We start from the raw sequence: 13797 nt of genomic DNA, 5'->3' as shown, positions 1-13797 counted from the left end.
TAAACATGAGTATAACGGGAATGGATAGCAGTCTTGTAACAGAGTATCAGGGCACTTTGCTTTTCAATGAGCCTTTGGCTGAGTATACAACCTGGCGAGTTGGAGGTCCTGCGGCAAGACTCTATAAACCAGCAAATACAGCTGATTTGGCCTTGTTTTTAAGTCGGCTGCCCTCTGATGAGCCATTATTATGGTTAGGTTTAGGTTCTAATTCTCTAATTCGCGATGGCGGTTTTTCTGGTACCGTAATTCTCACTCAGGGCTGTTTAAAAGAAATGACTTTGTTGAGTGATAACTGTATTCGGGTTGAGGCAGGAGTATCCTGTGCGAGTATGGCTCGTTTTTCTGCGCGCAATAATCTGTCAGGAGGAGAATTTTGGGCAGGTATCCCTGGTACTATGGGTGGTGCTTTGCGAATGAATGCCGGTTGTCATGGAGGTGAAACCTGGCAATCAGTTATTGAAGTACAAACGATAAATCGTCGAGGCGAGATTAGAACTCGTAAACCAGACGAATTCGAAGTGGCTTATCGCCATGTTGCTGGTTTGGGGGATGAATGGTTTATCTCCGCTACGCTTCAGTTAACTCCTGGTAATAAAGAGACTTCCTTACAATTAATCAAGGATTTATTGACCCATAGAGCCAATACCCAACCAACTAATGAATATAATTGTGGGTCAGTGTTTAGAAACCCTCCTGGAGATTTTGCAGCGCGACTCATTGAATCTTGTGGTCTCAAGGGGGTAAGCATTGGAGGGGCAGTTGTTTCTGAGAAACATGCCAATTTTATTATCAATCATCAAGGTACTGCTACGGCAGCTAATATTGAAGCCTTGATTCATTTAGTGCAAACTAAAGTTCGAGAGCAAACATCTATCGAGTTGATGCGCGAAGTACATATCATTGGAGACGCTAATGTCCAAATCCGTTAATTTGGTTTTACTTTATGGTGGAAAATCAGGCGAGCATGAAGTGTCATTGGTTTCAGCCGCATCGGTTTTGAAGCACCTGGATTCGGAGAAATATCATATTATACCCATTGCAATGGATAAAAGTGGTCGATTTCATCGTCATGATTATAATGATTTGCTCACCTGTTCTGATAAATTACCTGTTGTTACTGAAAAATCAACCCCATTGGAAAGCTTATTAATTAATGGACGTTTGGTAGTTGATGCTGAAATTGTTTTTCCAGTGGTTCATGGCCCTTTGTATGAGGACGGATGTTTACAAGGTTTACTTGAGTTAGCCGGTGTTGCCTATGTAGGATGTGATGTATTGTCCTCTGCTATCGGAATGGACAAGGATATGGCAAGGCGACTGGCCTGTATTAATGGTCTCAAATCAGCACGATATAAATTATTATCATGGCATACCAATGCGTCTGAAAGGCAACAGTTTTGCCAGGAAGTCGCTTCAGAGTTTGGTTGGCCTCTGTTCGTTAAACCATGCTCATTAGGTTCCAGTGTGGGAATTCACAAGGCAAATAATATGGATGAGCTAAATGCAGCGGTTGCTGATGCATTGCGCTATGATGAAGAAATTCTGGTTGAAGAATTTATTGTCGGAAGGGAAATTGAGCTGGCCGTGTTGGAGAACAGTATTCCTTGCGGGAAACCAAGAGTAAGTATGGTGGGTGAGATAAAAGTAAACCATCCTGACGGTTATTATTCTTATACTGCGAAATATTTGGAAAGCAATCAAACGGATTTGATTATTCCAGCTCAATTAAATAATAACCTGGAAAAGCAATTAAAACAGGCTGCAGCGGATATTTTTAGTTATCTTAAATGTAAAGGCATGGCTAGAGTAGATTTTTTTGTAAATGATAAAACAGAAGAAATTTACTTTAATGAAATCAATACATTGCCTGGATTTACCTCCATAAGTATGTATCCCAAATTGTGGCAGGCAACTGGTATCGCCTATTCTGATTTACTTGATGAACTGATACATTTAGCAATGATTCATCATAACTGTCGTCAACATTTGGTGACAAATTACTTGTGAATGGGAATACTAAAATATGGAAGTGAACTCTGTCGGTTTGCGTTATTTAACGATAATGGGTTTGTTAATTCTTAGCGCCTTGCTGCTAGCCGGTCGGTTAGGCTATTTATACCTTGCTGACGCAGAACGTTTTCCAATTACTACTATCAAAGTGGCAGCGACATATGAACATATAACACATAAAGAATTGGAGAATGTGTTAGCTAAATATCTGGATGCCAGTTTCTTTTTACTATCAGTAAAAGGATTGCAAAGCGAACTGAACTCCATGAGCTGGATTGATACGGCCTATGTGGAAAGAGTTTGGCCAGATACATTGAAAATTAAACTCACTGAAAAAAAACCTGTGGCGATTTGGGGTGATGCTCTCATGACAAGGGATGGAAAGTTATTCAATCAAGGTTCTGTTCCGTCAGATTTGGATATTCCCAAATTAAAGGGGCCGCAATCTCAGCAATTGGAAGTCTTACAAGTTTATGAAAAATTGAGTAAGATATTATCATCATACGGTTTAAATGCTTCGGGATTGTATTTAAGAGATAATCAATCCTGGGTGTTGTTGCTTAATCATAATGTGAAAATATACTTAGGAAAGAAAGAGTTAGAAGAACGGTTGCTGCGTTTTTGTAAAGCATACCCTGCTGTTTTTGCTGAAAAAGCAGATCAGCTGGCTGGCGTGGACCTGCGTTATCCACGTGGCATGGCAGTGCAGTGGAAACAACAAATGGGACGATAATGGCTAAAAAAATAGAAAAAAATATTATCACAGGGTTGGATATTGGAACTTCAAAAATTATTGCTTTGATTGGTGAAGTCACATCAGATGGAACGATAGAAATTATAGGTATTGGCCGTCATCCCTCTCGCGGATTAAAGCGAGGAGTTGTAGTTGATATAGAGACCACAGTCAATTCAATCCAACGTGCTGTGCAAGAAGCTGAATTAATGGCAGGTTGTGAGGTTAGGACGGTTTATGCAGGCATTGCCGGCAGCCATATACGAAGTCTCAATTCTCATGGTATTGTGGCTATTCGTGATCAGGAAGTATCTCAAGCGGATGTGGAAAGGGTTATTGAAGCAGCGAAGGCAGTGGCAATCCCTGCTGATCAAAAGATACTCCATATATTACCACAAGAATTTATCATTGATCATCAAGGCAGTATTCGTGAGCCAATAGGCATGGCTGGTGTAAGGCTCGAATCTCGGGTTCATATTGTTACAGGTTCTGTCAGTGCTGCCCAAAATATTGTGAAGTGCGTCAGGCGTTGTGGCTTGGAGGTGATTGATATCATTCTGGAACAATTAGCTTCAAGCCATGCTGTTCTTACCGAGGATGAAAAAGAACTTGGAGTTTGTTTAATAGACATAGGTGGTGGAACTACTGACATTGCGATATTTTGTGAGGGAGCTATCCAGCATACCTCAGTCATACCGATTGCAGGTGATCAAGTGACAAATGATATTGCAATGGCCTTACGTACGCCAACCAAGGCTGCAGAAGCAATTAAGGTCAATCATGCTTGTGCATTACCAGAGTTAGCCAATCCAAACCAAATGTTAGAAGTGACCAGTGTCAATGATAGACCTGGGCGAAAAATATCGGCCAAAGCTTTGGCAGATGTCGTTTCAGCCCGATACGAGGAACTATTTTCACTGGTACGTAATGAATTACGTCGCAGTGGGTTTGAAGACCGTTTGGCTGCTGGTATTGTTCTAACAGGTGGAGCTTCCAATGTAAGAGGAGCAATTGAGTTGGCCGAACTTTGTTTTGAAATGCCAGTCAGAAAAGGATGTGCGCATTATGTCTCCGGTTTGACTGAAGCGACAGAAAATCCTTCGTTTGCAACAGGGGTTGGTTTACTGCTTCATGGCTTTCAACAGCAATATGAAAGTGGCTATAATGTGCCAGCAATGAATGATAATGGTAAAAGCATTTGGTCACGCATGAAAGAATGGTTTCAAGGAAATTTTTAGCTTTTCATGTAAAAACACTGATATGATGCTTAAAAATGTTCCTGGTATGGGATAGAAATTAGATATGGGGTTGCATGATATTTTGCATGACAACAAATGCAGATTTTTGTCTTGTAAAGTGTCAAATGCGATAAGTTCAAAACTGTTTAATTTATTTAATAAGAAAAAAGCAGCACATTAGGGGAGACAGGGTTATGTTTGAATTAATGGAAAGCAGCCAGCAAGAAAATAATGCTGTCATCAAGGTTGTAGGTGTTGGTGGTGGCGGTGGTAACGCTGTCGAACATATGGTCGCTGAAAATATTGATGGTGTAGAGTTTATTTGTGCGAATACTGATGCGCAAGCTTTGAGAGGATCTAGCGCCAAAATACACATTCAATTGGGTGATGCCTTAACCAAAGGTCTGGGGGCAGGTGCTAATCCACAAATTGGAAGAGAAGCAGCAGAGGAAGACAGAGAGCACATTAAAGAGATTCTTAGTGGTGCGGATATGGTCTTTATTACAGCAGGAATGGGTGGGGGAACAGGGACTGGAGCGGCGCCTGTTTTTGCTGAAATTGCTAAGGAACTGGGTATTTTAACGGTCGCTGTGGTAACCAAACCATTTTCTTTTGAAGGAAAACAAAGAGCACTTGCAGCTGATGAAGGTATTCGACGCTTGGCTGAGCACGTGGATTCATTAATTACTATTCCTAATAATAAGCTGTTAAGTGTTTTAGGAAAAAATATCAGTTTGCTCAATGCATTTAAAGCAGCAAACAATGTACTACTTGGCGCTGTGAAAGGTATCTCTGATTTAATTACTCGCCCTGGTTTGATCAACGTTGATTTTGCAGATGTTCGCACGGTGATGTCTGAGATGGGAATGGCCATGATGGGCACAGGAAGCGCAGTGGGTGAGCAAAGAGCACGCCAAGCGGCTGAAGCAGCCATTGCGTCTCCTTTATTGGAGGATGTAAATTTCTCTGGTGCTCGCGGAATATTGGTGAATATCACCGCTGGCCTTGATATGTCTATTGGTGAATTTGAAGAAGTGGGTGACGTGGTCAAAGAATTCATTTCTGATGATGCTACTGTAGTGGTAGGAACTGTTATCGACCCTGAAATGACAGACGAGATGCGAGTGACTGTGATTGTGACTGGCTTGGGTGATAATAGACAGCGTCACCAACAGCCACAACAGCAGCCTCCTCTCAGAGCTCGCTTGATTGAAACCACAAGAAGCGATGGTTCTCTTGATTATCAACAACTGGAGAGACCCGCAGTAATTCGTAAACAAGCTCAGACTAGCACTACAACAACGGCTACAAAGCAAGGCAATAATGGTAGTGAGAGTATTCCCGATGTGGATTACCTGGACATACCAGCATTTCTACGTAGACAAGAAGAGGCATAGAAGCTTTTGAATGGGATATCTCAAGAGAGAATGTGTTTTGAAAATATGGATGAATTTGATGTACGCAAACATTCTTTCTTGAATATCTCACGAATTGGTTCGTATGGTTTTTTTTGCAATTTTTGTATTTGGTTTTCAAAATTGCATTAAGTAAAACTAAAAAAATTAGACTAATCAATAAATTGTTGCTAAGATCTTAAGGTTTTTGCGTGCAAAATAAATATAAGAGAGAAAGGTGAGCACTGAATGATAAAACAAAGAACTCCTAAAAAGGTAATCCAGGCTACTGGTGTTGGATTACATTCCGGTGAGAAAGTGCTTTTAACCTTAAGACCAGCCCCTGTAAACACAGGTATCGTTTTTAGACGTGTGGATTTGTCACCAGTTGTTGAAATACCAGCCTCCTACGAATACGTTGGAGATACTATGCTTTGCACTACCCTTCATCATGGGAAGGTCAAGATTGCAACAGTGGAGCATTTATTATCTGCTCTGGCGGGGTTAGGTATTGATAACGCCTATATAGATGTTAATGCCCCAGAGATTCCAATTATGGATGGAAGTGCTGCCCCATTCGTATTTTTAATTCAATCAGCGGGGATCAGAGAACAGAATGCAGCAAAGAGATATATCCGAATTCTTAAACCTATACGAGTCGAAGACAATGGGAAGTATGTCCAGTTCCTCCCTCATAAAGGATATAAAATAACATTTACCATAGGCTTTGAGCATCCGGTTTTTAATGATAGACCCCAAACGGTAAGTTTTGATTTTTCTGGAACATCGTATGTCAAGGAAGTTTGTAGAGCGAGGACTTTTGGCTTTCTTTCAGATTATGAAAAATTGAGAGAATGTGATCTGGCAAAAGGCGGTAGTTTAGATAATGCTATTGTAGTAGATGATTATCGTGTCCTTAATGAAGATGGTCTCCGCTTTGAATCAGAATTTGTTACTCACAAAGTATTAGATGCTATTGGTGATCTTTATTTATTGGGTTCCAGTTTAATTGGCGCATTTGAGGGATATAAATCTGGTCACGAATTAAATAACAGATTGTTGCGTGAATTAATGGTCAGGCAGGATGCTTGGGAATATACCTATTTTGATACAGAAAATTATCTTCCTGCAGTTCACCCTGAATATTATCCTGTTGAAGCCTGACAGGAATACATCACATCCACTTGGTGAGAATATTCGTTTTCACTATTATCATTTTAAAGGCATTATCTATACTAAGTATAATGACCTATGCAGTTTTTTTCTTTAGAAATTTATATACAGCTCAAATTAAGGGGAATATCAGGATGAAATTTAAGATTGGAACTTGTATTGTTATGATGTTATCTAATTTTATAGCCTTTTCTTCGAGTTCTAATTTGTCAGATAATAATACAAACGATCTTCTCCATCTTGACTGGCGTGATACTGCTGTATCACCAGCTGTGGATTTTTATACCTATGCCAATGGCAATTGGAAAAAAAATAACCCAATACCAGCTGACTATGCTTCCTGGGGAAGCTTTCATGTGGTTAATGAGAAAGTACAAAATATTATTCATCAGATGTTAATCAATGCATCCAAGAATACTCATGCTAAATCTGGAAGTATTGAGCAGAAAGTAGGGGATTTTTATTTCAGTGGAATGGATGTTGATAGCATTAATAAATCAGGTATCACGCCTTTGCAACCAGAATTCACTAAAATAGAGGCAATGAAGAATCAGAACGATTTACAGGCTGAAATTGCTCATCTGCACAAAATAGGCGTAGGGCCCTTGTTTAATTTTGGCAGCATGCAAGATTTTAAGGACAGCACTTCCATGATAGGTGCTGTTATGCAAGGGGGATTGGGACTCCCAGACAGAGATTATTATCTTAAGAAGGAAGCTAAATTTAAACAGGTAAGAGAAGCTTATGTTAACCATCTTACTAAAATGTTTGAGCTATTGGGTGACAGTCCTGAAATGGCGGCAAAAGAAGCTAAAATTGTAATGGATATTGAAACTCAATTGGCTAAGGCGTCCATGTCACAAGTGGAGCAACGAGATCCACACGCCATTTATCATATGATGACCATTACTGAGTTGGATAAATTGACACCTAATTTTTCCTGGTCTCAATACTTGAGCGCTAGAAGTCAGGGCAAAATTAAAAAAATCAATTTTGCTATGCCTGATTTTTTCAAAGCGATGAATGAATTATTACAGTCAGTTAGTTTGGATGAATGGAAAATTTATCTGCGTTGGCATTTGATAGATGCATTCGCCCCCTATTTATCCAAACCGTTTGTCGATCAGAATTTTAAGATGGTTTCTGCATTAACTGGTACACAAAAACTATTACCAAGGTGGAAAAGAGTAGTTAACACTGAAAACGGTGCATTGGGATTTGCAATCGGAGAATTGTATGTAGAGAAGTATTTTTCTCCTGAATCCAAACAAAAGGTCTTGGATATACTAAAAAATATCAGAGCAGTACTACAAGAAGATATAAAAACTTTAAGCTGGATGTCACCCAAGACTCGTGATGCGGCATTGAAAAAGCTGGATTTAATGGAAGAACGAGTTGGTTACCCCACCAAATGGTGGGATTATTCCAGCTTGAAAATAGATCGCGGCCCCTACGTATTGAATGTTATTAGAGCAAACGAATTCTTGATCAATCGAGATCTCGACAAAATTGGTAAACCTGTAGATAGAAGTGAATGGGCGATGACGCCTCAAACGATCAACGCGTATTATGATCCTTCAATGAATAACCTCAATATACCCGCAGGTATATTACAATCTCCCTTTTTTGATCCAAAGGCTCCGACTGCCATAAATTATGGAGCAATAGGGTATGTTATAGGTCATGAAATGACGCATGGATTTGATGATCAAGGTGCTCAATTTGATGGTTATGGAAATTTGAAAAATTGGTGGGCGCCAAATGATTTATCAAAATTCAAGAAAGCAACAGAATGCATTGCTGATCAATTCTCAAAATATGTAGTAGATGGCGATCTGCATGTACAGGGACAATTGGTTGTTGGCGAAGCAACTGCAGATCTGGGCGGAATGATCTTGGCATATAAAGCGTTTCAACGTTCAAAAGAGTACAAGAATGCTAAAACGATAGAGGGAATTACCCCTGATCAACAATTTTTCTTAGGAACAGCTCATGTTTGGGCTATGAATGTCAGGCCGGAGCAACTTCGTAATCAAGTGACAACAGATCCACATCCGCCTGCTGTATACAGAGTCAATGGTAGCTTGGCAAATATTCCTCAATTTCAAGAGGCATTTAATATTCCAAATGGTAGCCCTATGATGAGTAAGAATCGTTGTGTCATATGGTAAAGTGAGTTGAGCTGCAATTATTGGGTACTTAAAAACTCGCAATGACAGCCTAATGGATTACAGATTTAGGGATATGAGTAATAGAAAGCTGTAAGTAGTTAATTAATTAGAGTTCGCTATTCGAATGACTTGATTAGGGAGGCTGTTATGTGTCGATTCGTTGCTTATTTGGGACGCCCTACGCTATTGGAAAATGTGTTGGTAAGACCTAAGAATTCAATCATCATGCAGAGTCTGCATGCACGTGAAACCAAATATCGAACGAATGGAGATGGTTTTGGTTTGGGGTGGTATTCACCGGAGGTTAGCTCTGATCCTGCTTTGTTCACATCCGTTTATCCGGCCTGGAACGATAGAAATCTTTTGCATTTAACAGCAAAAATTCAGTCTCCTTGTTTTTTTGCTCATGTTCGCTCTGCCAGTGCAGGAGGAGTAACCAATTACAACTGCCATCCCTTTATTTATGGCGATTGGATGCTAATGCATAATGGGGAAATTAATGATTTTATTGATGTGAAAAGGCATATAAGGCATTTGTTGGATGATGACATTTACCATTGGGTTAAGGGCCAAACAGATTCTGAGCATTTGTTTGGTTTGTTTTTGCAATTAGCAAAAGGAAGAGACATTAATCAACTATCGGTGGCTGCTGATGTGCTGCAAGAAACTATTAACAAAATATTGGAAGTAATAGGACAATTTGGCCATAGTGGACCTTCCTATTTTAATATTTGTCTGACAAATGGTAAAAAGATTATTGCTACCCGCTATTGCAGTCATGAGAAGAAAAAACCTTTGACGCTGCATTATTTGATTGGGTATGTATTATCTACTCAAGGATTATGGATAAAAGAAGAAGGTAATCCAGCTTATGTTGTTGTCTCTTCTGAAAGGCTAAATGATTTGGATGAAGGATGGGAAGATGTGCCACCACAACATATGATACTGATTGATGAAAATAAAAACATTCAGTTGCGCCCTTTACAAACATTGGGTTAAACTTGAATGATTTTAACAATAAGAGACAATTATGGCTAAAGAAGAAATGATTTGTAGAATAATTAGATTCATTAATCAGAAACCAAGTAATAAAAGAACTTGTTGTGGACGTTAATGAGTTTTTCTCTTTCTGAATTACTTCACTATAAAAATGAAAAAATAGTGACTCATTTTTGCCATTCTCATCCAGAATATTCTATACAAGAAGGGTTATTTCTCTTTGAGGATTTATTAGCCTGGATGTGGCTTAATAAGCAAAGAAGGTTGCGGGGGAAAAAAACCTATCTTTTTGGACCATTATTGATCCTCGATGAGATGTGGCATTCTTTTATTTTGCATACTCGAGATTATATTGATTTTTCAATGAAATACTTCGGCGAATACTTTCATCATGACGTTGAACCTGTAGGTTTTGAGCATGTCTTGGATGAGGAGGAATTGGCTGATTATCTGCAAGATTGCTTTCAGTACCTCAATAAGGCGTGGGTTGAAAGGAGATTTTCAATGGCCTTTGCGGAAATAGATGATTAAGTTCAATAATAACGCCGATGATGAAAATGCTTTAACAATGAACTATCCAAAAAGCTAGGAACACTGGTTTAAAGCAAATTGAATAATTTCCCTCGAAAAATTATCAGCGCTCCACAAATCATTATGCTCTTTGTCGTCAAAAGAGATCATTTTTTTAGGTTCATTGGCTTCATTAAAAACGTTTAAGCCCTCTTGGTACGGTACTATCTGATCCAATTTTCCATGCAAAACCAGAATGGGGGCATTAATTTTTTTCATACGAGCAAGTGAATTATATTGATCCCAGGGTTTAAGGAAGTTTAATGGGTAGTGATACTGGGCAAGCCTGGTTAATGATGTAAAGGGTGATTGAAGTATAACCGCACAAACCGGGTATTTTGTGGCAAGGTGCGTTGCAACTCCCGTGCCTATGGATTCTCCATATAAAATTACGCTCTTTGATGGCACTCCATGTTGAATTAAAAATTCGATGGCTGCCTCTCCATCTTCATAAAGACCTTTCTCGCTAGGTTTGCCTGGATTGCCTCCATAGCCACGGTATTCTAATAAAAAGACTCCTAAACCAGCAGCAATAAATTCACGCACCAAAGGCATTCTGTAGCCAATATGTCCAGCATTTCCATGCAAATAGAGGATTGTAGGGTGATTCTTGCTCGCAGGTTTATACCAGGATTTTAAATGCAAATTATCTTTTGTACGTAAGGAAACTATTTTCATATCCGATGCATTGTAATCTTCCAGCTTTGGGGTATGCCTGTTAGGGAAATAAATGAGGTGACGCTGAAATAAGTACATTAGCGTAATGACAATCCCTATAATAACAAGCCCGGTTAGCACAATTTGTTTCAGCATGATCATCTTAAGCAGGATTTAAAATATATTGTATTAATTTGATTATAATGCATTTTTATCGATTGGAAGCCAATATCGATGATGAGCGGATCCTCAAAAGAAATGTTAGCGAAAGAAGAAAATGGTGAGGGCCTATTTTTATGGAGAAGTTATCAATGGAGCCTTACTTAAAAAGATTTGTCGAAACGCTATAAGTTTGCCATGAGAAAGGCTTAATTAATTTTTCAAGAGCTATTTGAATTAAGCTGAAACTAACTCACATAAAAGCATACTATTCACAGAATTTAAAATTGACACGCCCTAAATACTGACATTAGGGGTATTCAATATTCGTTCTTCTGCCTCTTTAAATATTACCATCACCTTTTTGCGAGAACTGGTTTTTAAGTTCAGTTTTTTTGTGGTCTTATCCTGACCTTCAGCAAGAATTTGCATTTCCGGGGAAGCCAAAAACTCCAGTTTTTTTTCCTCCAATTGCTCCATGGTTCTTATGTCCGCTAAAGAGTCTCTAAGCTCTTTTAGAATCACTCTCTTCAGTCCATCCCCCTTTAGACCCTCATATATTTCTTGTTTTTTCGGGCTAAAAAAGCGATTCACATCGACTTCATGCGAATGTTTTTTAAACTTTTTATCTTGGGATAACTCTTCTAATATAGTTTCATGCAGATCATGGACAAGTTTTTTTGGCAATGATATAAGTCCCTCATGGTAAAATCTAAGCAACGCATCGGGATTATCCGATAACGATTGACCTCTGTTGTTTTCATACCATTTCTCTATAGGGGCTCTCCAATCAATCCTGCTATCCTCTTCATCGGTGGGTGGATAGATGAAATTATAGACATATAGCCATTGATCTTTACCATAAACAAGAGACTTCCTGCTTAGAGAATCAACTCTGCCGTTGTCGTATCGAAAACCACCATCAAGATCAATGGTCTTGACCGTTTCTTCTGTTGCAATCAGATTCTGTGGACTAATATGGTAAGGATTATTCGCCAAATCAGGATGCCAGCACCCTGCATCATTCAGTTCTTTAAGCGCAAGAATAAATTCCTCGATTTTGGGCTGGTCGATTTTTTTGTTAATCGGTATGGCATTGATTTTAGGCATGTAGAAATACATGTTTTCTTCATTTTTGATATTCCATAGTCCTAGGACGAAGTGCTCTTGAATACCATGATATTTAAGCAAAAATTGTTGTTCTAAAATATGGAGGTTGATTCCTTCATAAAACTCTCTTGGCTGTTTGCCTCGAGATATTTTCATAGCCTTATCTTCTGTTTTCTCATAGACTGTTCCTTGTTCTCCTTTTCCAAGTTCCTTGTAGTCCTCCTCAATATTCTCCATCATTTCAATGTTCTCTGCATGTTCACCTTTGTGACTTTTCCACATTGAAACATAATCTGTGGGATCATCATTCTCAAAACGAACAGCATAAACTTCATTATTATAACGATAGATTTTAAATTCTTTGTTTTGCTCACTCAGATAATGGGGAGTTAAGTCTGTTCCTTTAACAATGTTATTTATTTTAGGCATAGTAAGCTCTAACGGATTGGCTTAATATTTGGCATTATAGTTAATAAAAGTTCATTATACAAATAAGATGGATAATGACTTATTCACTTTGAGCCAAATGCAGTAATGCCTTTTTCAGTGGTTCATAAGCACAGTGTTGACTTTCACTAATAATGGTTGCTTTGGCTTTTTCAGACAGGGTAAGAGATTTTTTTTGTGCAGGGTTTTCCATTTGGTAGGAGGGAGCAATGATGGTAATTTTAATTGAAGAAAGCTGATAAAGCCCAGCTTCTTTTCTCAATTTATCCCGTAATTCAGGAAGCAAATAACGTATTTCTGAAGCAAAAGCAGCATTCGTTGTGGTTAAAACCAAACTCCCTTTATTAAAACTACCTACTTGACATTTGGAAGTTAAATGAGATGGAAGAAACTCGGAAATTTTAAGAGATAATTCTTCCAGTTGCATGGAGTGCTTGCAAATTGTACTGAGTTGCTTGTTTAAGCACTGACTGATTGATTTCATGGCGTTTGCCTTAATTGTTAGGTATCCATTAAAGAGTTAGACTATCGTAAAATAAGTTGATTTATGTATAGAATAGCAAATTAATGTTACGTGCAATATTATATTTTTTTGAGGTATAAAGGTGATCAATGGCTGAAAACACTACAGAAAGTAATGTCATTTATTTTACCAGATTGCATTGGATCATATTTTTGGGTCCTTTCGTTGGATTGGGTTTAGTGATGGCAATTTATATTTATATTATCCAGTTGCGTGAAGTTAGCCTCTTTTTAGGGTTTTTTGCACTGGTTTGGATATTGATTACCTGGGTAACCTATCATTTTTCTTCTATTACCATAAAAAGGAAACAGGTTATTTTACGCACCGGCATAATAGTAAGGCAAACAGTGGATATCCCTCTAAATAAAATTGAAACGATAGACATACGTCAATCCATTTTAGGCAGTATTTTAAGTTATGGTACTTTGATAATCACAGGAACTGGTGGAACTCGCTATTTAATTAATTATTTATATAAACCATTAACCTGCAGACGCTATATTGAACAATTGATGAATGAACCACACTAAAAGAAGATTATTGTGATATAACTCTGAATTTCCCAATTTGCAAACCTTTGCGCAATAATAAAGTCCAATGGTAGGCATGT

The 13797-nt window shown here is 38.5% G+C and carries 13 protein-coding genes; 10 read left to right on the top strand and 3 right to left on the bottom strand.

The genetic code is table 11. The features are described from left to right. The first annotated feature begins 5 nt into the window (after positions 1 to 5). The 9 genes from murB (at position 6) to CC34_RS0107260 (ending at position 10252) form a co-directional block, all read left to right on the top strand. Positions 6 to 932, top strand: coding sequence for a UDP-N-acetylmuramate dehydrogenase (gene murB / locus CC34_RS0107300; protein ID WP_027229104.1), 927 nt, complete (start codon positions 6 to 8; stop codon positions 930 to 932). Continuing rightward, a complete protein-coding gene (locus CC34_RS0107295; protein WP_027222765.1) occupies positions 916 to 2010 on the top strand; it encodes a D-alanine--D-alanine ligase family protein in 1095 nt (364 codons plus the stop codon). Before murB ends, CC34_RS0107295 begins: the two co-directional genes overlap by 17 nt. Positions 2011 to 2026: 16 nt before the next feature. Continuing rightward, positions 2027 to 2746, top strand: a complete 720-nt coding sequence (locus CC34_RS0107290) for a cell division protein FtsQ/DivIB (protein WP_027229105.1) — start codon at positions 2027 to 2029, stop codon at positions 2744 to 2746. Further along, the gene (gene ftsA, locus CC34_RS0107285; RefSeq protein ID WP_027229106.1) at positions 2746 to 3984 is read left to right on the top strand and encodes a cell division protein FtsA; all 1239 of its coding nucleotides are present in this window, start codon (positions 2746 to 2748) and stop codon (positions 3982 to 3984) included. Before CC34_RS0107290 ends, ftsA begins: the two co-directional genes overlap by 1 nt. A 194-nt stretch (positions 3985 to 4178) precedes the next feature. Further along, positions 4179 to 5381, top strand: a complete 1203-nt coding sequence (gene ftsZ, locus CC34_RS0107280; RefSeq protein ID WP_027229107.1) for a cell division protein FtsZ — start codon at positions 4179 to 4181, stop codon at positions 5379 to 5381. Positions 5382 to 5627: 246 nt separating this feature from the next. Beyond that, positions 5628 to 6542 carry a UDP-3-O-acyl-N-acetylglucosamine deacetylase gene (gene lpxC, locus CC34_RS0107275; RefSeq protein ID WP_027222761.1) on the top strand — a complete coding sequence of 305 codons (915 nt, stop codon included), beginning with the start codon at positions 5628 to 5630 and terminating at the stop codon, positions 6540 to 6542. Between the two features lie 143 nt (positions 6543 to 6685). Continuing rightward, on the top strand, positions 6686 to 8722 hold the full coding sequence (locus CC34_RS0107270) for a M13 family metallopeptidase (protein ID WP_027229108.1): 2037 nt from the start codon (positions 6686 to 6688) through the stop codon (positions 8720 to 8722). Between the two features lie 147 nt (positions 8723 to 8869). Next, the gene (locus tag CC34_RS0107265) at positions 8870 to 9721 is read left to right on the top strand and encodes a class II glutamine amidotransferase (RefSeq protein ID WP_011216481.1); all 852 of its coding nucleotides are present in this window, start codon (positions 8870 to 8872) and stop codon (positions 9719 to 9721) included. Positions 9722 to 9835: 114 nt separating this feature from the next. Next, positions 9836 to 10252, top strand: a complete 417-nt coding sequence (locus CC34_RS0107260; RefSeq protein ID WP_027229109.1) for a UCP032817 domain-containing protein — start codon at positions 9836 to 9838, stop codon at positions 10250 to 10252. A 54-nt stretch (positions 10253 to 10306) separates the two neighbouring features. Here the strand turns inward: CC34_RS0107260 and CC34_RS0107255 are convergent, their stop codons facing one another. The 3 genes from CC34_RS0107255 to CC34_RS0107245 all read right to left on the bottom strand — a co-directional run bounded on the left by CC34_RS0107255 (position 10307) and on the right by CC34_RS0107245 (position 13148). Further along, the gene (locus tag CC34_RS0107255) at positions 10307 to 11104 is read right to left on the bottom strand and encodes an alpha/beta hydrolase (RefSeq protein ID WP_028379325.1); all 798 of its coding nucleotides are present in this window, start codon (positions 11102 to 11104) and stop codon (positions 10307 to 10309) included. 300 nt (positions 11105 to 11404) lie between these two features. Then, positions 11405 to 12646: a hypothetical protein gene (locus CC34_RS0107250; protein WP_028379324.1), complete on the bottom strand. Its 1242-nt coding sequence runs from the start codon at positions 12644 to 12646 to the stop codon at positions 11405 to 11407. 79 nt (positions 12647 to 12725) lie between these two features. Then, positions 12726 to 13148: a DciA family protein gene (locus tag CC34_RS0107245; protein ID WP_028379323.1), complete on the bottom strand. Its 423-nt coding sequence runs from the start codon at positions 13146 to 13148 to the stop codon at positions 12726 to 12728. A 128-nt stretch (positions 13149 to 13276) separates the two neighbouring features. Between CC34_RS0107245 and CC34_RS0107240 the strand changes: the two genes are divergently transcribed. After that, positions 13277 to 13717, top strand: a complete 441-nt coding sequence (locus CC34_RS0107240) for a PH domain-containing protein (RefSeq protein ID WP_027229113.1) — start codon at positions 13277 to 13279, stop codon at positions 13715 to 13717. Positions 13718 to 13797 lie beyond the last annotated feature (80 nt).

This window comes from Legionella pneumophila subsp. fraseri, from assembly GCF_000586315.1.
GTDB lineage: Bacteria > Pseudomonadota > Gammaproteobacteria > Legionellales > Legionellaceae > Legionella > Legionella pneumophila_B.
The sequence above is the reverse complement of the archived record's forward strand: the minus strand, read 5'-3'. Positions and strand labels throughout refer to the sequence as shown.